Origin of the sequence: Lederbergia ruris (assembly GCF_018332955.1) — a bacterium.
In the GTDB taxonomy this organism is placed as follows: Bacteria; Bacillota; Bacilli; order Bacillales; family Bacillaceae_C; genus Lederbergia; species Lederbergia ruris.
The window spans coordinates 63,939-87,219 of sequence record NZ_BORB01000008.1 but is presented as its reverse complement, the minus strand read 5'-3'; the positions used below and the strand labels follow the sequence as shown (position 1 = coordinate 87,219).

Annotated in this window: 22 protein-coding genes; 4 read left to right on the top strand and 18 right to left on the bottom strand. The window is 39.1% G+C overall.

Features of this window, described 5'->3' with window-relative positions; all coding sequences use genetic code 11:
- Window position 1 precedes the first annotated feature (1 nt).
- The 11 genes from KI363_RS06360 to KI363_RS06310 all read right to left on the bottom strand — a co-directional run bounded on the left by KI363_RS06360 (window position 2) and on the right by KI363_RS06310 (window position 9,371).
- Complete coding sequence (locus KI363_RS06360) at window positions 2–1,147, bottom strand: glycerate kinase (RefSeq protein ID WP_212965858.1); 1,146 nt, start codon at window positions 1,145–1,147, stop codon at window positions 2–4.
- Window positions 1,148–1,677: 530 nt separating this feature from the next.
- Window positions 1,678–2,211 carry a DJ-1/PfpI family protein gene (locus tag KI363_RS06355; RefSeq protein ID WP_212965857.1) on the bottom strand — a complete coding sequence of 178 codons (534 nt, stop codon included), beginning with the start codon at window positions 2,209–2,211 and terminating at the stop codon, window positions 1,678–1,680.
- Window positions 2,212–2,398: 187 nt separating this feature from the next.
- Complete coding sequence (locus KI363_RS06350) at window positions 2,399–2,557, bottom strand: hypothetical protein (protein ID WP_212965856.1); 159 nt, start codon at window positions 2,555–2,557, stop codon at window positions 2,399–2,401.
- Window positions 2,558–2,595: 38 nt separating this feature from the next.
- Window positions 2,596–2,784, bottom strand: a complete 189-nt coding sequence (locus KI363_RS06345; protein ID WP_158321144.1) for a PspC domain-containing protein — start codon at window positions 2,782–2,784, stop codon at window positions 2,596–2,598.
- Between the two features lie 14 nt (window positions 2,785–2,798).
- Window positions 2,799–3,548, bottom strand: a complete 750-nt coding sequence (locus KI363_RS06340; protein WP_212965855.1) for a class I SAM-dependent methyltransferase — start codon at window positions 3,546–3,548, stop codon at window positions 2,799–2,801.
- A complete protein-coding gene (locus tag KI363_RS06335; RefSeq protein WP_158321142.1) occupies window positions 3,549–3,920 on the bottom strand; it encodes a VOC family protein in 372 nt (123 codons plus the stop codon).
- Between the two features lie 466 nt (window positions 3,921–4,386).
- Window positions 4,387–5,205: a carbohydrate ABC transporter permease gene (locus tag KI363_RS06330; RefSeq protein WP_158321141.1), complete on the bottom strand. Its 819-nt coding sequence runs from the start codon at window positions 5,203–5,205 to the stop codon at window positions 4,387–4,389.
- Window position 5,206: 1 nt separating this feature from the next.
- Window positions 5,207–6,067, bottom strand: a complete 861-nt coding sequence (locus KI363_RS06325; RefSeq protein WP_212965854.1) for a carbohydrate ABC transporter permease — start codon at window positions 6,065–6,067, stop codon at window positions 5,207–5,209.
- Between the two features lie 231 nt (window positions 6,068–6,298).
- The gene (locus KI363_RS06320; protein ID WP_212965853.1) at window positions 6,299–7,531 is read right to left on the bottom strand and encodes an ABC transporter substrate-binding protein; all 1,233 of its coding nucleotides are present in this window, start codon (window positions 7,529–7,531) and stop codon (window positions 6,299–6,301) included.
- A 66-nt stretch (window positions 7,532–7,597) separates the two neighbouring features.
- Window positions 7,598–8,602, bottom strand: coding sequence for a LacI family DNA-binding transcriptional regulator (locus tag KI363_RS06315; protein ID WP_158321139.1), 1,005 nt, complete (start codon window positions 8,600–8,602; stop codon window positions 7,598–7,600).
- 271 nt (window positions 8,603–8,873) lie between these two features.
- Window positions 8,874–9,371: a GNAT family N-acetyltransferase gene (locus KI363_RS06310; protein WP_191967367.1), complete on the bottom strand. Its 498-nt coding sequence runs from the start codon at window positions 9,369–9,371 to the stop codon at window positions 8,874–8,876.
- 384 nt (window positions 9,372–9,755) lie between these two features.
- On the opposite strand from KI363_RS06310, the gene KI363_RS06305 reads away from it, so the two are divergent.
- The gene (locus KI363_RS06305; protein ID WP_158321136.1) at window positions 9,756–11,078 is read left to right on the top strand and encodes an ABC transporter substrate-binding protein; all 1,323 of its coding nucleotides are present in this window, start codon (window positions 9,756–9,758) and stop codon (window positions 11,076–11,078) included.
- Window positions 11,079–11,453: 375 nt separating this feature from the next.
- Here the strand turns inward: KI363_RS06305 and KI363_RS06300 are convergent, their stop codons facing one another.
- The 3 genes from KI363_RS06300 to KI363_RS06290 all read right to left on the bottom strand — a co-directional run bounded on the left by KI363_RS06300 (window position 11,454) and on the right by KI363_RS06290 (window position 14,546).
- Complete coding sequence (locus KI363_RS06300; RefSeq protein ID WP_212965852.1) at window positions 11,454–11,942, bottom strand: NUDIX domain-containing protein; 489 nt, start codon at window positions 11,940–11,942, stop codon at window positions 11,454–11,456.
- Window positions 11,943–12,890: 948 nt separating this feature from the next.
- Window positions 12,891–13,895: a sugar kinase gene (locus KI363_RS06295; protein WP_212965851.1), complete on the bottom strand. Its 1,005-nt coding sequence runs from the start codon at window positions 13,893–13,895 to the stop codon at window positions 12,891–12,893.
- 3 nt (window positions 13,896–13,898) lie between these two features.
- Window positions 13,899–14,546, bottom strand: coding sequence for a bifunctional 4-hydroxy-2-oxoglutarate aldolase/2-dehydro-3-deoxy-phosphogluconate aldolase (locus KI363_RS06290; protein WP_158321134.1), 648 nt, complete (start codon window positions 14,544–14,546; stop codon window positions 13,899–13,901).
- A 119-nt stretch (window positions 14,547–14,665) separates the two neighbouring features.
- Between KI363_RS06290 and KI363_RS06285 the strand changes: the two genes are divergently transcribed.
- Window positions 14,666–15,373 (top strand): GntR family transcriptional regulator, encoded by a 708-nt coding sequence (locus KI363_RS06285; protein ID WP_158321133.1) that lies wholly within the window; start codon window positions 14,666–14,668, stop codon window positions 15,371–15,373.
- A gap of 125 nt (window positions 15,374–15,498) precedes the next feature.
- Here KI363_RS06285 and KI363_RS06280 read toward each other — a convergent pair whose 3' ends face one another.
- Window positions 15,499–16,698 (bottom strand): enolase C-terminal domain-like protein, encoded by a 1,200-nt coding sequence (locus tag KI363_RS06280; RefSeq protein WP_158321132.1) that lies wholly within the window; start codon window positions 16,696–16,698, stop codon window positions 15,499–15,501.
- A 259-nt stretch (window positions 16,699–16,957) separates the two neighbouring features.
- On the opposite strand from KI363_RS06280, the gene KI363_RS06275 reads away from it, so the two are divergent.
- Complete coding sequence (locus KI363_RS06275) at window positions 16,958–18,802, top strand: glucose PTS transporter subunit IIA (RefSeq protein WP_246516786.1); 1,845 nt, start codon at window positions 16,958–16,960, stop codon at window positions 18,800–18,802.
- A 130-nt stretch (window positions 18,803–18,932) separates the two neighbouring features.
- Here KI363_RS06275 and KI363_RS06270 read toward each other — a convergent pair whose 3' ends face one another.
- From KI363_RS06270 to KI363_RS06260, 3 genes are all read right to left on the bottom strand, one after another.
- Window positions 18,933–19,463, bottom strand: a complete 531-nt coding sequence (locus KI363_RS06270; protein WP_158321130.1) for a GNAT family N-acetyltransferase — start codon at window positions 19,461–19,463, stop codon at window positions 18,933–18,935.
- A gap of 268 nt (window positions 19,464–19,731) precedes the next feature.
- A complete protein-coding gene (locus tag KI363_RS06265) occupies window positions 19,732–20,586 on the bottom strand; it encodes a TrmH family RNA methyltransferase (protein ID WP_212965849.1) in 855 nt (284 codons plus the stop codon).
- Window positions 20,587–21,004: 418 nt separating this feature from the next.
- Window positions 21,005–21,271, bottom strand: coding sequence for a CD3324 family protein (locus KI363_RS06260; RefSeq protein WP_158321128.1), 267 nt, complete (start codon window positions 21,269–21,271; stop codon window positions 21,005–21,007).
- 374 nt (window positions 21,272–21,645) lie between these two features.
- Here KI363_RS06260 and KI363_RS06255 point away from each other — a divergent pair, with 374 nt between their 5' ends.
- Entirely contained in the window at window positions 21,646–23,247 is a 1,602-nt protein-coding gene (locus KI363_RS06255) for a SulP family inorganic anion transporter (RefSeq protein WP_246516785.1), read from the top strand.
- Window positions 23,248–23,281 lie beyond the last annotated feature (34 nt).

Genomic DNA, 23,281 nt, shown 5'->3' with positions numbered 1-23,281 from the left:
ATTATTCTCCTCTACTTCTATTATAAAAATATGTACGACATATTTGTTCTGAGAGCTTCTCTAACATACTTTCGGCGTTTTCCATCGCTTCCTCAAGCTTCATGGGACCATTGACTATGCTATAAATGCCAATCACCCCGTAAGGATAAAGAGTTTCAATCTTTTCTCCAACTGAGCCTGCAACAATGATCGTGGGGATCTGTTGCTTTTTTGCCATTTCCGCCACTCCCATTGGGGTCTTCCCAAAAGCTGTTTGGAAATCCACTTGGCCTTCCCCCGTAATCACGAGATCAGCACCAACAAGTTTTTCTGCTAGATTCGTATAATCGAGCACAACATCAATTCCCCTTTTCATTTCGGCTGGAAAAAATGCCTGAAAAGCGCCACCGATCCCACCTGCTGCCCCAGCACCTGGACGTTCGTGAACACGGATATTCGTTGTATTTTCAATCAAGTCTGCCCAATGGGAAAGGTTTCGATCAAGAGTTGCAACCATCTCTGGCGTGGCCCCCTTTTGTGGACCAAACACATGACTAGCCCCATTTTCACCAATGAATGGATTATCGACATCCGAGGCAATTAAAAACTGACTTTCTTGGATTCTTTCATCTAATTCATCGGTTATAACTTGAGCAATTTTACAAAGCTCTCCTCCACCGTAATCAATCTCATTTCCCTTATCATCTAATAGCTGTAAACCAAGTGCTTGCAGCATTCCTGCTCCACCATCATTCGTTGCAGAGCCGCCAAGGGCTAAGACAAAATGGCGATATCCCAAGTCCAATGCTTTTTTAATTAATTCTCCCGTACCGTATGTAGTCGCTTTCAAGGGATTTCGCTCAGAAGTTGCGATTGTATGTAAACCAGAGGCACTAGCCATTTCAATCACACATGTTTGCTGGTCTCCCAGCACACCAAACTTCGCCTGCACAGGTTGGCCAAGTGGGCCTGTGACCGTCATATCTATTTCCCGCCCATTAGTCGCGGCAACAAGATTTTCCATCGTTCCTTCTCCACCATCGGCAACCGGAACTAACACGGTTTCGACATGTGCATAAGCCTTCTTTACACCCCGTTCAATCGATGCCGCTGCTTCTTTGGCACTAACGCTCCCCTTAAAGGAATCTGGAGCAATAACAATTTTCATATGATTTTCCTCCTGAAGGCAATGTTTCACTTCCTTCTATTATAATCTACAATCAGATGCAAAAGAAGGCGTATTTTACAAATTTGGCCAGCTGTTGAAAAGCTGGTTAATAAATTCATTTACACTTTGCAACTCTTACGACAACTATCTAATCTCACTCCACAACTTACCCCTTAGCATAAAAGAAAGAGCACCATTCTGGGATCTACTTTTTTAATGTTCCTTCGCTTTTTCGTACATCCAGCACACTTTGGATCTACGTTTTTGCGGTTCCTTCGCTTTTTCGTACACCCAAGCACACTTTGGATCTACGTTTTTGATCTTCCTTCGCTTTTTCCTACATCCAAGCACACTTTGGATCTACGTTTTTGATCTTCCTTCGCTTTTTCCTACATCCAAGCACACTTTGGATCTACGTTTTTGATCTTCCTTCACTTTTTCGTAAATCCAAGCACACTTTGGATCTATTTTCGCTACCGAGTTGCGCCGATTCAGCAAACTGACATTACGGAATAAAAACTAAGTTAATTTTAACGGTACCAATTTGAATCAAAATCTAATTCAAGCATTTTTCCCAATCGAATCCCGAAATCTATAAAGTATGCTCCTTTTGCCGTTAACATCTTTCCGTCCGTGACCAATGGTGCATCTATGTAATTCGCTTCATCAAAAACACCAATAAGATCCCGCTGCTCCCGAGTAAACCCAACTGTATAACGATGCGTATGAAGAGCACCCGCTTTTGCCAATAAGAACGGAGCACTCGAAATCGCAGCTACTACTGAATTACATTCTATAACCTGACGAATGAATGAGAACAGCTGTATTTCATCTTTTAAATGACCAATATCATCACATCCAGGTAGCACAAGGCAATTTAACTCATTTACATCGACTTGTTTAATAGTTGATGTTGGAACACATATTAATCCCGCCTCACCTACTACTTGATCTTCATTCAGACCAATTGTTTCAATCTCCTGATTGCCCTGCTTTAAAACGGATAAGGTAACAGATAGTTCATATTCGCTAAAATGATGGTACAAGAGTATACCTGTTTTCAAAATAATCTCTCCCCCTCTCTATTCAATTAAATGCCTATATAAAACGAGACTAGTTTGATCATATTCCATTCTTGCACCTTTCATGCGATATGTAACCTTTCATCAGTGCAACGCAACAAAGTTATCATTACGGGTTTAAAGAGCAATTGGATTAAGAGAACCCATTGCCCTTTGGAGTCATTAGGAATTATGCTTCTTTTTCTTTATAAAGAAGCATGGCGTCGCAATCAAAAATAGTCATCTTAAATTGCACGTCGACAATTTCAATAGATGGATTTTTTATAAATTCATTGACCTTCTGATCTAAACTAGGCATGCTTAAAGACCTAAATGTTTTAATTTGCAAGTATAGCCCTCCTTTTTATTTTCCCCACGTAAAGAGCTTTATAATGACCGAGGACTATCAGCAAGTGTATTGGCAAGAATGAGGTAGATTAATAAAGAAGCGGGTATGACAAAAATGAATAGTAGTCTGATCAGAAAAGATGAGCACCCAAAAAACTCTGCGATTCCTCCGCAAACGCCATATAAGGACCGATCTGTTGAGGATTTCCTTAGTTTTTTATTATTCATCTACATCCCTCCATCTATTTTTCTGCCACAATCATAAAGCGCTTAGAATTTGTTCGGATGCCTTTTTCCGTTTGATTGTTTTCAATAAATTGATGCAGAATCTCAAAATCTCTCTTATCTTGACCAAAATTTGGGATAATAGGAGTATGTGTCAGTAAGAAGATCAGATCTTCCGGTCGCTGATAATATTCGATCGCATCATATTCAAATGTGCGAACGGTAGAGAAACCGGCCTTTTTAAGCTCTTGGGCATATTTTTCTTTTAATTCTCCATCTTTTTTATGGAAAGATTGCCCACGGCCAAATGCCTTTTTAAGATTGGTCTTATCGGCTTCACTTACTTGCTGCGTTAAAAAGACGCCTTTCTTTTTTAATACTTTTGCAACCTCTATCGAGTCAAAAGGCGCATGACAACAGGAGATGATATCGAAAAAACCGTCGGGAAACTGTATACTCTTGGAAGACATTTGGAAAAGTCGAACATTCCTTACATTTGTACTCCTTAGATTGGCTTGGGCTTTTTCTAACATCCCACTTGAAAGGTCTATTCCAACAACAAGAAGGAGGCAGGAAGCGATTTTCAAAACATTTTCTCCACCGCCAGTACCGATATCTAAAAGAATTTCCTTCCCTTCACACCTTTTCCTGACTTCCCCATAAAAGTCCCACTTTACGTCTTCAGAACGACATTTTACTTTACTAAAATCCCACCCATTCACCCTTCCAATTTCATCATAAAATTGCTCATATTGAAATTCGCGCATTTAATTATGCCACTCTAACAATTCAATTCTATTTCCGAAAGGATCATGGATATAAATTCTATTTGCTCTAGGAAGATTTTCGTCGACAATATAGTCAACTTCACAATCGGATAAATATTGCTTTAACGCTTCTAAATTTTCTACTTCAAACGCGGGGTGCGCTTTCTTAGCTGGAACAAATGGTTCCTCTGTGCCGATATGGAGTTGAATCCCATCCATTGCAAACCAAGCGCCACCCCGTTTTCGAAGTGTCTCGGGCTTCTCGATTTCCTTAAATCCTAAAATACCAGAATAAAATTCTCTCGCCAGCTCCTCCGACTCCTTTGGTGCAGCCAATTGGACATGGTCAATTTTTTTAAAGGTAAATGACATTGCAATCCCTCTCCCTTTTCCTTTTACTCTAAGTATACAGACTTTTCGTTGCAAATTATAGTTGCGTCTATACTTGTACTAAATAGGATTTTAGCGGGAAATACGTTCTTTCTTAAAAGAAATTCTCATGCTACACTCAATGTATACGTTTAAACTTAAGGGGGCTCCGATATGCTCTTATTAACAATTGTCCTCATCATTGGCTAGTTACTATTATTAATATTTTGAAATCCCATATAATCAAAACAAGACCATCATTGATCAAAACGAAGTTCTGATCGAAACTTTAGAAAAATTAAGCGAAGAATATAGAAAAACAGAAGAATAAATGTATTTTTCACTTTATATGAGTTTAAAGGCTGTTGAGAAAGTCTCAACAGCCTGAATATCAGCTTTTTGCCATTAATTTGGTTTGTCTATCCAACTCACCTATTATGAAGACTAACAAGGGTACTTTATATACCATCTATTTAAGCGATCCTCTCATCACCCCGCCGATAATCCATTTCTGTGCGAAAATATACACAATAATCATTGGCAGCATCGCCATTAAATAGGAAGCAAAGGCTAAGTTATAATTTGTACTAAATTGCCCTTGGAAAGCATATTGCACTAATGGCAAGGTATATTGACTTGTGTCACCCAAAATAACAAGTGGCAGCATAAAGTCATTCCAAGCAAATAATGCTGTTAAGATCGCCACGGTGGCATGCATTGGCTTCATAATTGGGAAAATAATCTTCCAGAATACCTGCCAAGTCGTTGCCCCATCAATATGGGCAGCCTCTTCCAATTGGACTGGTATCGACTTCAGAAAGCCCACATACACAAACACATTAAAAGCCAACTGCATAACGACATTAAGAAAAGCTAAACCAATTAAATTGTCCATACCTAACATACTCGTCTGCTTAACAATTGGCAGCATGATAATCGGAAATGGGATAAACATGGCACTGATAAAATAAAGATAGAGAAACTTATAAAATTTCTTATGCATATTTCTAGCAATCGCGTAGGCTACAAGGGAATGAGTTAATAATACCAAAACAACCGTGATAATGGTGACGACGGCACTGTTCGTGAATGCCCTAAAGAAATTGGTCACCTCAATAGCAGTAAAGAAGTTAGACAGTGACCAAGACTCTGGTAAGGCCAACAAGTTCCCAGACATTTCTTGTGGTGTTTTAAACGCAATAACGATAGTCAAGTATAATGGAAAGAAAATAAATATGGAGCCAAGAATCAATAATGATGTCACTTTCCAACTCTTTTTTCCCATCATGTTACTTCTCCTCCCTTCGTTCAAGTACACGTAATTGAAGCACAGAAATGACAACAATTACGATAAAATAGATAACAGCATTTGCCGATTGGTAAGCGAATTCCCCGCCTTCGAAACCACCTCGATAGATCAATAAAGAGATCGATTCGGTTGCTTGACCAGGTCCTCCACCAGTTAAGGCCATCACTTGATCGAATGCCATTAAGAAGTTCTTCATCGCCACAACCATATTGATCGTGAAGAATGGAGCAATAAGCGGGAAGGTGATTCTCCAGAACTTTGCCCATGATCCAGCTCCATCCATATCGGCAGCCTCATATAATTCATTGTCAATCGTGGATAAACCTGCCAAATATAACAGTGTATTAAACGCTGCCGACTGCCATACTGCCAAAATAACGACACCGATCCAGGCCCAATCAGGATTTCCTAATATATTGAATGACAGGAATTCAATTCCTAAGCCACTGCCCAGATCAGGCAGTAAGTGCGTAAATATAAATTTAAAGATATAACCAACAACTAACACACTTAATATAAATGGTAAAAAGTAAACGGCACGTAATGTTTTGCGTAGCTTAATATTTGCATTAAGTCCCAACGCAATTAATAAACTGACAATATTCACTAGTATCGTTGCTGTGATGGCAAATTGGAAGGTAAAGCCATATGCGCTTAAGGCACGTCCATCCTTAAATACGTTAAAATAGTTACTAAGGCCGACAAAATCCCAAGTCCCATATCCTTTATAGTCTGTAAAACTATAAAATATCCCTAATAACGCCGGGAATGTATGAAAAGTGAAAAATATTATAAATGCTGGAATAACCATAAATAGGTAGGTGCGATTTTTTTTCGCCAAAATACTCTCTCCCTCGTCATTCTTTATTAGGAAAAACTCGATCTATGGAGGATATGAACGACCACCCCCACCCATAGATGAGTGGAATGGCTTATCGATATCCCTGACCTGTTATAAGGAAGGCATAAAGAAAACACCTTCACCTCATGCAAGTTTTCCCTTCTTTATGTTAAAAGCTAGTCACTCTCTGCTGTCACTTGCTTATATAACGGGAAATACTAGCCCCGACTTCTAACGATTGATGATTTTATCCCACTCGGCATCTAATTTCTTTAATGCTTGTTCTTTATCTTGTCTAATTAGGAATTCTTGAATGAGGTTTTCCTCACCCATCCCAGCTGGATAAAAGTGATCAGGGAAGCTTGTTAAACGCTCTTCTTCGAAATTCTTGTTGATCCATTCAAATGCTGGATCTTCTTGCAATACCCCTTGGAAAGCGGAGAACGCCTTCTGATCTTCAATATAGCGCTGAGCAATTTCATGATCAGCCAAAAATTCTATAAATTTTAATGCTTCTTCTTTATGATCTGATTCTTCATCCACTGTTAACACAACATCCACACCGGAGACTAAGTCATTTTCTTCAGCAATATTACTGGCAGGTAAGACGAAGGTTCCTACTTCCAGATCAGGATTGACAGTCAGAATATCGGGGATTGCCCAGTTACCTTGCAAGTAGAATACCCCTTCCCCTTTGGCAAATGCCGTATTCCCGTCATTGTAGTCAATACCGAAGTTATCGGGACGGCCATATTTTAATAGCTCTAATGCTTTGTCTGCTACCTCATCATAATCTTCTACAAAGCTTGCTTGTCCTGCATCTTTTTGCTCGGAAAAGTCTGTTGCTACTAAGTTACCTGCCAAACCATTCCATAAAGGCATCGCAGTCCAGGCTTCTTGTAATGTAAAATTAATCGGTATTTCACCAGCTTCTTGTGCTATCTCCAAAGCCTCTATAAACTCATCCCATGTTTCTGGAATCTCAATTCCCAGTTCGTCTACCTTTTGTTTATTAAAAATGACCGTATTAGCGTTCGTTGCATAAGGAACTCCATATACTCCCTCTACATCAGAACCAACTAATAGATTAAGAGTTTCCAAGTAAGAAGTTTGTACATCCTCAAGAACTTCTGCATTAGTAAAATCATGAAATATGCCTGCTTCCGCTAATTCGCCATAGGTAGCATTTCCACCTAGCGACATCACATCTGGAATTTTGCCTCGAACCAATTTTGTTTTGAGTACAGTTTCTGCTTCTGGCGGAGCTTCTAATTCAACCTTGATATCTGGATTCTGACTTTCGAATTCTTTGATTAATTCCTTGTATATCCCTATACTTTCTGATTTATTTGAAAAGAATTCCAAAGTCACTGCTCCGTCTATATCTTTATTGCTTCCACAACCCGTCAGCAATAAAGAAACTCCCAGTCCCAGAGCTGCTACTCCTTTTGTTATCTTGCTCATACTAAACCCTCCACCATTTATTATTCACTCTTCGTAAACGTTTACGTAACCCATAGAATGATTTACCTAGGATAATGCTTTTACACTTTGCCTTTCCACTATTTTATGTGGGAATATATAACTTTTCACAGGTACATTGGTTTCTAACATTTGAAATACCAATTCTGCTGCCTTTTTTCCCATTTCTACTGCAGGCTGGGAAACTGTAGTGAGTGCCGGTGTACTCATCTCCGCTATTCTAAGATTATCATACCCAATAACAGATAATTGTTTCGGTACAGAGATATTCCTGTTATAGGCGGCAGATAACACACCTAGTGCTACTTCATCACTAGCAGCAACTACAGCTGTCATGTCTGGGAATTGATCGATTAATTGAGAAAAGCCCTTTACCCCCTCTTCAAAATTAAACCCTATCGGTACAATCCATTCGTCTTTCACCGGTAATTGATAGGTGTTCATTGCCATGATAAAACCATCAATCCGCGGCTGACCAGCTATAATATCACTTCTGCTGCCACTCACCATGCCAATTTTCCGATGGCCTTTTTCAATCAAATATTCGGTAGCACTATAGGCGGCATGACGGTCATTTACTTTCACATGTGGAATAGGAAAATCATATGATTCAGTGGACAATAAAACAACTGGTTTGTTGGTATCCTTGATGATCTGATAATGATCTTGTGTGAAAACTTCACTCGTAAAAACAATACCATCGACCTGTTTTTCCTGTAGCAATTGTAAGTATTTTTGCGTTTTTTCACCTTTCGATTCTGTATGACAAACAATCACACTGGACCCATATTCATGGGCAGCTTGTTCAATACCTTGAATAAACTTTGACATTAGCATACTAGAAATTTGCGGCACTAAAACGCCAATTGTATGTGTACGTTTACTAATCAACCCTCGAGCTATCCCATTAGGATGATAACCTAATTCTTGTATTACCTGCAGAACCTTTTCTTCCGTTTCCTTCGTATAACCAGGCTTATTGTTTAGAATTCTAGAAACGGTAGCAATCGACACATTGGCCTTTTTAGCTACGTCTTTAATGGTAATCGTCATCTTCTATACTCCTTCACCACAGCGTAAACGTTTACGTCGATATTAACATGAACAGAAAAGGATTTCAATTAAAAGTTTGTTACCGTATGTCTCAACAACTCTAGCGATAGTACCATCAAATACCTTCTGCTGGCTGCACTGCCGCCTATTACTCATTAACCTTTTACCAGTAAATGCAACCTTATCAATTTCCTTTTTTGATAACTTTATTTTTGACAATACATTAGCTATACGTCAGGTACATAGCAGCACAACAATATAATCAATGGATTTATCTTTTCAATTCATAATAGACAAATTCTTTATCATCTGATCGGCCAGATTCCTTAAATCCTAAGTTCTTAAATACCTTTGTGCTTATATTATTTTTTTCATCTATTCCTGCATAAAAAACATCCACCTTATGACCAATAATTGTGTCCGAATTGGTGATTAAATCAGTCAAGACAAGTGTACCATTCCCTTTATTTATTTGGTTGGGCTCTACTGCAATCGGATTAACGCCCAAAACCAATCTTTCACTATCATCCCTAAAATAATTAAGTATCAAGAATGCAATCACCTCATTATTAATTTCCACCACTTTAAAAAAATCTGCAATATTAGATCCTTCCTTTGGATGCTCCTTGTACCAACGGTATTGTTCAGATGCAGGTTCATTAAAAAAAGCATATTTATTAATTAAATGGGCGTTTTTACTAAAATTGGCTAATATCCAAGAGTCTATTTCCTTATCCACATTTGGATCATAATCTCTCCATTTCAACATTCCCATCCCCCACTAATTTTAGATTTTTACCCTTCTGTACTAGTGTCAAAATTATTATCTACTCCATTAAGTCATCTATTACTATAGCAGTGCGAATGTTCATCTTCTCGTACAAAGTCAAAACAGGCTCCTATGGAAAGTAGAAAGCTAAAGCTTCCGCCAGAAGTATCCTTTCTTCATTTATTGAGCTAATGCACACGAAAAACTTCCACCATCGCTGAAACGACTCGTAAAACTCGTATTTTCGAGTTACAACTTGGCGACAGTGTATTACTAAATGGATGGAGCAACATCATACATATCTATCAGAATATTATAATACAATATGAACAATGCTGAAACATACAAAAAGTCGGCTGAAAAACTAAAGGGGGAGAATAATCGTTGAAAAGAAGGCGCTTACTAGTTGTTTTAGGTCTTTTATTATGCATGATGCTATTCGTTGGATGTTCAGAAAAAGGAAGCTCGAATAACACAGAGAATAACAAGGGCAATGCGAGTGAAAATAATTCGTCAGATGGAGGAAATAACTCAGAGAATGAACCAAAAGAAGAAATCACGATGCGTTTCTGGTATCCAGGTGATCATGAAGCAGTTGAAGAACGATTGAAAGAAGTTTTCCCACATATTACATTTGAATGGGAGGATATTCAAGTAGTCAATGCGTATAAGGAAACGATTGAGGAGCAAATTGCAAAACAGCAACTTCCAGATATTATGATTTTAACAGACTATAGTTTAAGTGTGTTAAAAGGATATGACATGCTTTTTGATTTAACACCGTTCATTGAAAAGCATGAACTAGATACGAGTGATTGGCCAGATTATCGAATCAAAGCGATGCATGCACATAAACCTGATGATGATGGAATTTATTCATTACCTGGTCAGTTAACATACCACGGGTTGGCGTACAATAAAGAAGTGTTCGATAAGTTCGGTGTACCGTATCCGACAGATGATATGACCTGGGAAGAAGTCATTGATCTCGCACGCAAAGTAACAGGTGAGCGAGATGGAACACAGTACCGCGGATTAGACATTGCACTGGACCCGCAAATGGTCGGGATGCTTGATGATTGGCTTGTGAATGCAGATGATGAAGTACATTTTGAAAACCGTGAAGATGTCAATAAAGTACTTTCTTTAATAAGAGAAGTCGCGTCTATTCCCGGGAATATCCCAGATAATGGAAAAGAGGATTTCTTTGATCCATGGAGCTACGGGATTTATAATGAGCGAAATGTTGCGATGGCCCTACATGCACGTTATATTGCTAAAGGGTTAGCAGAGTCGGCTGAGGAAAGTGATATGGACTTTGACTTTGTAAGTTGGCCAATTTTAGATAAAGACAACCCAACTCAACCATATACTGACGGTACTTTCTATGCGATCTCACCATATTCTGAATATCCTGATGAAGCATTTAAAGTAATTGAATATTTAATTTCAGATGAATGGATTCAGGACAGCGATCCACTTGATTACAATATGGAAATTCTTAAAAACAAGAATATGGAAGCATTTACGCGTCATCCATTAAATGTTCCTGATGGCAGAGCTTCTGAGCATCAAGTAACAGGTAGATGGTTATTTGGTAAAACGGCAAATAAAATTATTTATGAAGGTATTGATATCAATACCGCGATTCGAGAGGCTCAAGAAGAGGCCGAAACAATAATTAAAGACGCTAAAGGTTCGGATTAAGAAAATAAATGCAAGTGAAAGCAATGGCGTATTTTTTAGCCATTGCTTTTTTCCTTGACTTCTTTGTTGTAACCGTCGAATTTTATCGCATGCATCCCTGCAGAATTGGTCAGTGTGACTTTCACCGTATCATCAGATGCCTCTTCCTATTTCCGCAAAGCAAGGCAAATCATCAGTACTAGAACAAAACATATAGTTACCGACAACTTCCATCGCTAAAGTAATGGGTTTCCAGAATATGTAGAGTCCATATCGCTCTCTAGCGCATTTCTCAACAATACTCTTATCTTTCTCACCGGCACGGGCAGGCGTTCTTTTAGAACCTTAACGAGCGTATTGCATTTAGAATGAAAGAGGAGAGCTTTATGGATAACGCTATTTTAAAATAATCTGCTCATATTTTTGGTATTTTTCCAAATCCTCAATGGTCTCAAGGTACAAATTTGGAATAGGAGGGAGTTCGTCTAGGGCAAAAAATTGGGCGTGTGATGTTTCATCCGTTTCCTCAAGAAGCTGACCAGGCCATTGCTCGACTAAAAATACCACCGCAAACATTTTGTTTTTATCGCCGTATCCATTGGTATATTCATAGTTTGGCCCTGTGTACATAGCAATTGGCTTAGCCGAAATCAATTCAAGGCCTGTTTCTTCTTTCACTTCCCGTATAAGACAATCCATAATAGATTCATGCAACTCAAGTCCACCTGCTGGCATCACCCATTCTCCATTATCTTTTCTTTTGACAAACAAGATCCTTCCTTCTGCATCTTGTATAACCGCTCTAACGGCAGGGGCTATCAACATCCGCGAGCCAACCTCTTTTCTCAGTTTCCCTAAATACGAATCCTCCCAACTAATGGACATCTCCATCCCCCCATTACCTTTTCTTTAGGTTACCATACAGTAGAGAAAGCCACAATCAATTATGTGAAGATTCACTTATTTAACTAAAGAAATATTTTCGGTTGTTTTAACAGAGGTCGTTTCCTAGCCGTGGGTTTGCTGATTCAACGACTGTAACCGAATGGCTTAAAAGGGAAAATATTGATTAAAGTATTCAAGACCATATAAACGTACCATTCAAATGGGAGGATTGCTCACTCTATATAGTTGCATTAAGCAGGAAAATAAGAAAAAACGTTAATAACAGGAAAATCCATCTAGTTTTGATAATTCCGTCATCTTCTTATGGTATAATAGTTTCAGGCAATAAGATCGACTTCTCAAGGGAGGGTGGCTCACTTCTGTTACTCGTTGCTTGACATGGATCATGTCACAGCGAGAAAGGAGGTGAGGCCTATGTCCACTTTTCAGGTGCTTACCTTACTGTTCGCATTTGGGATGCTTGTGGCATTTATTATGTCTGATAGGCATAAGTAAGACCTCCCCACTGAGTCGGAGTCTCTTTTGGGAGGTCTTACCTAATCCAAAGAGCCGCCCCCTTTGACGGGGTTCGGTCTATTGCTGACCGCTGATATACCCGTATCGGCGGTCTTACTATTATATGCGTTACCGCAGTTTCTATATACATTATACCACAAATTTGGTGTTTAAACACGATGATTTCTCCGATTATTTTTGATACTAATAGGGATAACCCCAATATTTCAAAATGGATTCCTTAACCCATGTTTACCGATTACTTGATCATTACTTTTAGTTACAACTTCATTATATACTTCCTGTTGTATATAGAGATACCGACTAACTCCCAATTCTAGGCTGCCAATGACGGATAATCTAATAATAGAACTAGTATTACGTGACAAGGGTAGCATGACTGCCCCTTGCCGTTTTTAGGAAGCAAGCTTTTTATCTATCAATCTTCCCTGAGCCAGCAGCCATGAAGGATTCTATTTCCTCTACGCTGAACGGGCTGCAATCTCCATGAACGGTGTGTTTCAACGCCGATGCCGCCGTGGCAAATTCAACGATTGTCTGTGCCTCTTTTTCTTCTAAAATACCATGCAGGATGCCTGCGGAGAATGCGTCCCCGCCACCTACCCGATCGACAATCGGATCCATTACATGCACACAGGATTCGTAATACTGTTCATTCATCCATAATGTTCCAACGAGAGTATGAGCACTAGCTGAATGAACCGTTCTTTTGGTTGAATAAAAGAGTTGGATATTCGGGTAAGCTTTTTGCATCTGTTGGTAGTAATCAATCAGTTCATCTTCGTTCCCCTTATACTCTTTCATTCCCAATAAATATAAGGCATCCATTTTTCCTGCTGAACAGAAATCCACATACGGCAGGATTTGACGGATCGTTTCTCCAGCTTCTTTTTGACTCCAGAGTTTGCCACGATAGTTGATATCAAAACTGATTTTCACCTCATGGTTTTTGGCGATCTGAATGCATCTCATCACTAATGCTTTCCAAGATTTGGATAAGGCTGGAGTGATTCCAGACAAGTGGAGAATGTCTACCTCTTCTAATAATGTCTCCATGTCCCATTCGAGAGTCGTCATTTCTGCAAAGCTGGAGTAAGCCCGATCATAAATGATACTGGCAGCCCGTTCTCCAACGCCGGCTTCCATATAATAGGTTCCTAAACGGTCCCCGCCAAACAATAAATGTTTGGTGGATACTCCATAACTATTCAAGTGTCGTTTGACGGCATGTCCAAGGGCATTGTCAGGAACTTTACTAGCGAAATATACTTCATGCGCAAAGTTTGCTAGTGAAATCCCTACATTCGCCTCTCCCCCTCCATAATGAGCTTGAAAATGATGGGCGCCTGACAAACGGATGCCTGTTTCCGTGGACAATCGCAGCATAATTTCTCCCAGAGTGACTACCTTTCCCATATCTCAGACTCCTTTAATAGCACGGAATTTTTCCATGTATCGGCGTGCCATTTCGGTTACCTTATCAAACTCTCCTGTTTTTGCGGGGGCTAGTAAATTCCCGCCAATACCTACAGTTATCGCCCCCGCGTTAAACCAATCTTCCATGTTTTCTAGATTAACACCACCTGTGGGCATAATATTCAAATGAGGCATTGGTGCTTTCAAGGCACTTACAATACTTGGACCATATGCACTTCCAGGGAATAATTTGATGATATCTACGCCGCTTTTTAAGGCAATCTGCATTTCCGTTATGGTCATGCAGCCTGGCAAATAAGGAATCTGATACAAATTGCAGATTTCTGCTGTATCCTGATCAAAGCTTGGGCTGACAATGTACTGAGCACCAGCCATGATGGCTAAACGCGCGGTTATCGCATCCAAAACAGTTCCTGCCCCGATCACTACTTCCGGTTGATTTTGATATGTTTCCACCAACTCACCAATCGCTTCATCTGCCTGAGGAACCGTAAAAGTTAGTTCAATCCCTTTCATTCCCCCTTTCACAATTGCATGGCTAGCTTTAAGAGCTTCTTCCTTCGTCTCACCCCGGACTACCGCGATCACGCCAGCTTGTTCTAAACGATTCAAAATAGTTACTCGTTGCATTGCCATTCTCCTTTTCAGTTTTAATGAGGCCAGTGACCCCCATTGACAATTTAAAAACAAAAAATATACTTGGTACAAGAATACATATCCTATATTTCAGGAAAGAAGGGACTTATTCTTTGAAAAAAACGGAGTTTATTATTCAAGATTTATTGAGCAAGATTTATCAAAAACAATTTCCAAATGGGAAACTTCCCGATCAGCGAACCTTAGCGGAAATGTATCAAGTGTCTCGCTATACCATTCAAGAGTCAATTAAAAACCTTAGTGAAATCGGTGTGATTAAGGTTATTCAAGGTTCCGGAATGTATGTTTACGACAACCTACAGAAAAATCCGTTAATCTTTAATTCACTGACCCGAACACCTTATGAACGCATTTCCTCAAGAATGATTGACATCTCCAAGGAAAGATCAACGCCAAAAGATGCACAGATCTTTCAGTTGGATCAATCGGAAGAAATATGGGTATTCCAACGTGTACGTATTGTCGATTTTAAGATAGAGCAAATTGAGGTATCTAAAATGCCTGTATCACTTTTTCCAGACCTCAGCAAAGAACATGTGGAACACTCTATTCAAGAGTATGTTCAAAGCCGCGGCTATAAGATTTCTCACTATATCACTAGCTATACACCCACCGCAGTGACCAAGGAACAAGCGAAACTACTCTTGTGTAAAAAGGGAACACCCGCTATGAAAATTGCCAATCGTTGTTTGCTGAATGATGGCAGAGTATATGAATATAGTGAGTTAACGGCCATCGATTACACCTGCACATATATAACGCCATTTGATAAAGAAATGCATCAAGCAAGACAAAGCTAATTTGTCCACTGTTAGCTTTAAGGCCAACAGAACATTGGTCAAAACGGCGAAGACATAGGGATGTGGCGCCTTTAGCCGTTTATCCTTTGTTCATCCATTTAAGCCTTCCTTTTGAACGTCCTCTTTTAGGGAGTGATTAAAGTGCCATCTGGAATCCGACTTTGCGTCCATTCATGTGGACGATATTCCACAGGAAATTCGTCTGCCATGCCTTCGAGGAAGTCTACACCAATTCCCGGACGATCAATGGGGTAAAAGTATCCTTTTTCTGGTGCTGGAATGTTTTTGAAGATCTTTTGGGTATTCTCAGGGACATCAATATTTTCTTGAATCGCTGCATTATGCAAATGAATGTTTAAATGAGTATTTACAGCTAAACCGATTGGTGTAATATCCGATGGTGTATGCCAAGCCATTCGTACCCCCATCGCATCACAAACATGAGCTAATTTGAGCGCAGGTGTAATCCCGCCAATTTGCGAAACATGAGCACGCATATAATCTAGTTGCCGTTCCATGACTAATTTTTTCCACTCCATCGGATTATTGAATAATTCCCCTGTAGCGATTGGTGTAGAAGTTTGACTACGGATTTGTGCCAGCCATTCATTTTGGTCTGGTGGTAAAATATCTTCTAAAAAGAACAAGTTATATTTTTCCGCTTTTTTTGCGAATTGTACGGCTTGATTTGGGAATAAGCGCTCATGAACATCGTGCAGCATTTGGAATGAGTCCCCATATTTGTTCGCAATCGCTTCAAACATTTTTAATGTGGTGTTCATGTATTCATTTTGGTCAAAATAAGTCCCTTCGATCGGTTGTTTAGGCGTCACCATTTTTGTAGCATTCCCACCATAGAATCCCAATTGACAGCGAATGTGTCGATACCCCTCAGCCAAAAACTTATCAATTTCTCCGTATAACGTATCTAAATCATTCGCAACTGCATGAGTATAGGCAGGGATGGCGGTACGTGCTTTTCCACCTAATAATTGATATAAAGGCATGTCCGCTTGCTTTCCCTTAATATCCCATAACGCCATATCCACACCTGAAATGGCATTGTTTATCACCGGTCCGTTTCTCCAATAAGCATTTACAGTCATAACATGCCATAAATCTTCAATTTGATTAGCATCGCGGCCAACAAGAAGAGGTTTAAGGTATTCATCTACGATACATTGAACGGCTAACGGTCGAAATTGAAAAGTGGCACATCCTATACCTGAAATCCCTTTGTCTGTTTCGACTTTCACAACGACAAGATTGTGACGATCTGGTTTGATGGCAAAACTTTTTATATCCGTAATCATTGTAGGCTTCATTTATTCATCATCCTTCATTATAAACATTTATGGCTATTGAAACACGTTCAAATGACCCCTGTCAATTTGGACTAAATAACGACTGTCTTCCCTCATAAAAACCAGTCCAATTAAAAGTATAGGACACGAAAAACGTTGATATAACAATAACTATTAATGAAATTGGGTAATTTTAGGACTGGTTTCCAAAATAAATGGAATATGGTATCATTCATTCTGCAAACGGACACAATATGATTCGTCAGAAAGGATGAACAATATGAAGCACGAAGATGTCGCAAAAGAGATTATTGCAAATATCGGCGGCAAGGAAAATATCAACAACGCATGGCATTGTATGACGCGTCTTCGTTTCAATCTTAAAGATAAAGACAAGATCAATTATGACAAACTCAATCTTAATCCTGCTATAGTAGGAGTCAAATATCAAAGCGATCAACTTCAAATCGTGATTGGTACAAATGTAGCGGAATACTTTACCCCGCTATCCAAATTATTAGGACTTGAACACAACGAAGATCATAAACAAGACAAAGGAGAGAAAAAAGGCATCGTTTCTCTCTTTATGGACACGGTATCAGGCGTTTTCGGTCCCATCGTGCCAGCAATCGCAGGTGCTGGGATGATCAAGGGGTTAATGGCCGGTCTTGTGGCTTTGAATATCATTTCAAATAAGACTCCCACATTCAAAGTCATTGACATGCTTGCCAGTGGTGTATTTACATTCTTACCATTTTTTGTAGCTGCGTCGGCTGCCAAGATCTTTAAAACGAATCAATACTTGGCAATCGCCATTGCCGCTACAATACAATTTCCAACGATGACTGCGGCTGTAGAAGCTGGAGATATTTCTCAGTTCTTATTATTTGGATTCTTACCCGTTCCGGTCTTCAATTATGCAGGCACGGTTATTCCGATTATCTTTGCCGTTCTTGCATTAAGCTATATTTACCGTGGTGTCGATAAAGTTTTACCTAAAACATTGCGAACCGTCTTTACTCCAACCTTCTCCCTATTTTTGGCTGGATCATTGACTCTTGTCGTGATTGGACCAATCGGCATTCACTTAGGAAACCTATTAGCGGATGGCGTAAGCTGGTTGTTTACGATTTCCCCTATTTTGGCTGGAGTCATCGTTGGTGCGATTCGTCCGATTGCCATCTTAACTGGTTTGCACCACGCCATGACTCCAATTGCACTGCAAAACTTTGCCAATCAAGGCTATGACATGTTAATGCCGATGATGTTCATGGCGAACATGGCGATTACAGGGGCAACAGCTGCGATTTATACAAAAGTAGTTTCAAAAGCAGAGAAGTCCATTGTTGTTTCTTCCGCTGTATCTGGCTTACTGGGCATCACAGAACCTGCCCTTTTCGGGGTTTTAACAAAGTATAAAAAAGCATTTATTGCTGCAACAATCGGTAGTTCTGTTGCTTCTGCTTTTATTAGTTTCTTTGGTGTTCGTATTTATGGTTATATCCTTTCAAGTATCTTTAGTCTACCTGCTTACATTGGCCAATACTTTATTTTTGCGGTGTTAGGCATTCTTATTTCGCTCACACTATCCTTTGTCTTGGCATACATGATGGTGCCAAAACCTAAACAAGTAGAAGATAAAGAAGCATTTGAAGGTCAAGTCGAATTGCGTTCCGTAACAGATGGTGTTTATCTGCCTCTTGAAGATGTCGCAGATGAGGTATTTTCAACAAAATTAGTCGGTGATGGCTACGCAATGAAATCAAATACCGGGGATGTCTATTCTCCAGTAAGTGGAACAATCACCACTGTTTTTCCGACGAAGCATGCAGTGGGGATTACGACTGAAAACGGCATTGAAATCCTCATTCACATGGGAATTGACACAGTTAGCTTGAATGGTCAAGGATTTGATGTCTTCGTAAAAGAAGGAGAGAGTGTTACTCCTAAAACGAAACTGGCCCATATGAATTTAAAAGCCTTGGAACATACGAAAAAAGATCCTACTATCATTGTCGTGATTACCAATATGGACAAGGTTGCAAGGATTTCTAGTCAAGATCCGTTACAAGGAAATCAGCAACCAGGAACCATCTTTAAAAAGGCCATTTTGGCAATTGAGTAACTGGGAGGTGCTTTGGCACCTCCCTGAATTTTGTAAAAGGAGTAAATGGGGAAATATGAAATTTTAATTGTTTGTAATTGTATGCGGTTTTAATTTTAACCAGAAACATTTGGAATTCGTTCGGATTTATTTAAAAACTATTCGTCGCACGTTTCCACTCTTCTTCTAAAATAGCGTAATAATATTCGTCCCACCATTCATTTCCATGTGGTATACACTTCTTGAAATAGCCTTCCCTTCTCATTCCAATTTTCTCCATAACTCGATATGATGGAATATTCTGAGGCTGACATGTAGCTATTATCCGATGCAATTTCAGATTCTCAAATCCATATTTCAATGTAGCCTGCGCTGCTTCAGAAGCATATCCTTTATTGTGATATTTAGGATTGAATACCCAACCAATCTCATACGTATGCTCACCAAAGTACTTATGAAAAACAATGTGACCCATCAAGGTTTTTTCATCCATTAAGACTACAGGAAAATTTTCAGCATTTTCCCCCATGTTATTATGTACAAACGTCTTTGCCTCTTCTTCAGAGAAAACCCCTTCAGGTAGATATTTCATAACGTTAATGTCTGACGTATACTCATGTACAGCTTGCCAATCTCCGGATTCAAATTTTCGTATTAATAATCTTTCTGTTTTTATATACATTGACTTTACTCCTATTAAAATATTATCCCTTTATCTGTTCGATAATACGATGTAAAAAACCTCTGGGAATAACGGTTTATCCTTCCAATAACTTGCTTATAATAGATGATTCTCTTGAAATTTTCACATTCGAGGTGACGACTATATGCTTCTACTGGAATGCACCTTAAACCAATACATCTCATTAAATATCAATCTTTTGGATTCTGTGCACTCTTTCAGGGGTTTTTGCTTATTTTATTCCATTCAAAAGCCAAAATTTCCTGCTCTATAAAACGGATCCGTCCTTCTGCATTTTTATTTCATACACAATGACCGCTGTGGCTATTCCCACATTTAGTGAATCACAAATACCATGCATGGGGATCAACAGCTGTTGATGGGGATAATTATACCATTCCTTTGAAATCCCATATCGTTCACTCCCTATCACCAATGCTATATTCCCGCTATATTCATGCTGTTTATAGGTTCGATTCGCACGGGTATCTGCAAGGTATATATGGAAATTATGCTTGCTTAACCAATTTATACAAGCTGTAACATTGGAAAATTCAATAATCGGCACAGTAAACACACCACCCATACTAGCCTTAATTAGTTTTGGATTGGTTAGCTTTGCTTTTTTATTGCAAATAAAAATAGCGTCTACCCCAGCTCCATCGCAGGTACGAATGATCGTGCCTATATTACCAGCCTGCTCCAAACCATCTAAGACTACAATCACAGGATGCTTTTTTAATTTTAAAAATTCTATTTTATGATGTGGCAATAATCCAATTGAGACCAAACCATCCAGTTTATCTTCTTGGCTAATTTTCTCCATTACTTTCTTAGAAATAATAAAAACATTTTTAGCTTTCTTTAAACTTTTTTCCACTAAATGAAAGGCTTCCTCACTATAAATACATTCAGGACAAAAAAGAAAGGAGTCCATTTCAATGTTAGTTTTCATAAGTTTTTGATGAGCCCAAATTCCTTCAATAGCAAAGAACATCGCAGAATCTGCGCTTTTTCCATTTAGGATATTCTTTATTTGCTTGATTTTTGCATGTTGTCCACCAATCCATTGTAATTTCGTTTTATGTTCTTCAAGTAAACTATTCATATCAATATGTTTCATTATAATGCTCCCCTTTTAAAGGTAAGTATAGGGAGTCCTCAAACGAAATTATATATACAAAACAAATCTTACTTGTTTTCGGCACACTCCTATTTACGCTCACAGCATAGAAAGCCAGGGGAGAGTGAATATCATTATTATTCAAAAGCGGCGGGCAGGATAAAACAAGTTTTTGAGGGGAAAATATCCGATGGATCGGAATATTGGTGAACATTAGCTATCCTAGGAAGCTCTGTCGGTGGTTTTTTATAGTAACGAAATCGAACTTACCATATGCCCTTTGTTGGGGTTTCATTCCATAGTAAGCTTAGTTCAATTAGAGCGTTGAAGATTTTACGTGATAGATATTTTCCTATCATAACCTCATACCTCCGAACAAAAATAAGCTCATGAGTTTCGAAACCCACAAGCCTATTGCTTACTTTTTCGAGTAAACAATTTTTTTAATACTGTCATAGGAAAGAGAATGTTGAACCATCAGCTGATCAATGGAGATTCCTTCGCTAAATTGGTGGCGAATTTCAGCATTTCGCTGCCTCAGAAATTCTCTATGACCTGAATTCTCGCCCCATTTTTTACGAACCCCTTCAGGATTCGGAATATAAACCATCTCACCTTGTACATACTTCTGCATTTCCCTTAATAGATCCTTAGGAAAAACAACATGTGCATTCATATATTTCATTCCGGCTCGCTCCTTAAAATGATGATAATTTTTTAAGGGAGCAAAGCCTATACTATTAAACAGTTTTTCACCATACAAGTCAGATTGAAATAAGCGGTTTCAAAATAGCTCCATACAAACAACCGCTGTTGTTCATAGTACAGACTTTGCATGGAGCTTGCCTAAGTAAACAAAGCTTAAAAAAGATGGCTTAGTGCTTATGATCATTTTCTTCCTCCTTTCATCCAATCAATTTTGCCTTCGTCTCGATTATATAATAAATAAGCCAAAAACAATAGACGATCCTGTTTTTATATATTTTTGAAAATTTCCATATTGTTTGCTATAATGGAATATAGATACTTTTATGAAATAAAGACAGAGGTGAAGTCACATTGTTAGCTGGTCTTCAGCTTCAACACCTACGTAGAGACTTCATTTCCGGCATAACCGTCGGGATCGTAGCCATTCCTCTTGGGATGGCTTTTGCCATGGCTTCTGGAGTAAAGCCTGAGTACGGCATTTACACGACGATCATCGCTGGATTGATTGTTTCCTTGCTAGGTGGTTCTCGTTTTCAGATTGCCGGTCCTACCGGGGCCTTCATTCCCATTTTGCTTGCCGTTGTTCTTCAGTACGGTTATGAAAATTTATTAATTGCAGGATTTATGGCTGGAACTTTCCTTGTGCTGATGAGTTTTTTGCGAATTGGGAATTTGGTTCACTATATTCCAAGGTCTGTGACAATTGGATTTACAACGGGGATAGCTGTGATTATTTTCACAGGTCAGTTGGGGAATTTATTCGGTTTAAATGGAATGGCGCAAAAACAGTATTTTCATGAAAATATGCTGGAGTTTTTTCAACATCTGCCTACCTTAAATTTATATAGTTTAGGCATTGCTAGTATAGGCATTGTTTCGATTGTTTTGATACCTAAAATAGCGCCGCGCGTTCCTGTCTTACTTGTTGCTTTACTCCTTCCCACTTTTGTATCCATTTTATTTTTCCCAAGTCAATTGGATACGATTGGAACGGTCTTTGGCGGAATTTCACAAAGCTTACCTACATTTCACCTGCCCAACATTACGTGGACGAAAATCAACCAGCTATGGGGACCGGCATTTGCAATTGCATCACTAGGGGCAATTGAGTCCTTATTATCTGCAGTTGTGGCAGATGGAATGACGAAAGAAAAGCACCACTCGAATCGAGAATTGTTCGGACAGGGGATTGCCAATATGATCACACCATTATTTGGAGGCATACCAGCCACAGGGGCGATTGCCCGAACAGCTACGAACATTAAATCGGGGGCAGCGACAAGGCTTTCAGGTGTCATTCATAGTATTTTTGTTCTACTCACATTATTACTTTTCGCTCCTTATGCCTCTCATATTCCCCTAGCCGCGATGGCCCCTATTTTGATGTATGTAGCTTGGAATATGAGTCAAATCAAAACATTTAAAGCATTGCTCAAAAGAAAAAATAGTGATTCACTCGTCTTAGTAGTCACCTTCCTATTAACAGTATTCGTGAATTTAACAGTCGCCATCCCGATCGGCTTGTTATTAGCAGTGCTCTCTTTTGTGAAAAAGAAAAGCGAATTGCTTCAGCTTCAACAGGAAGAATCCTTTCAACAAAAGTCGTTGGATGACAATTGGAGCATTCACTATAAAATTTTTACGATTAAAGGTCCGTTATTCTTCGGAACAGCGCAAACCTTCGAACAGGCAATCGCTCATAAATTAGCCGGAAATCCGAAGACACTCATTATCGATATGACTGATGTTAGCCTCATTGATGCAACAGGCGAGGAAAAGTTTACGATCTTTGTCACAACGGCTCAGCAAAACGGCTACACAATATTGATTGCCGGATTACCGAATTGGGGAATAGAACTGTTTCAACAAAGTGGATTATTTGATCAGCTTGGGATGGACGCATTTTTCTCTGATGTGGATCATGCAAAGCAAGTTGTGCTTGAAGCATCCTAATCTTAGAGAGCAGAGAGAGCGCCTGTGTGGATCA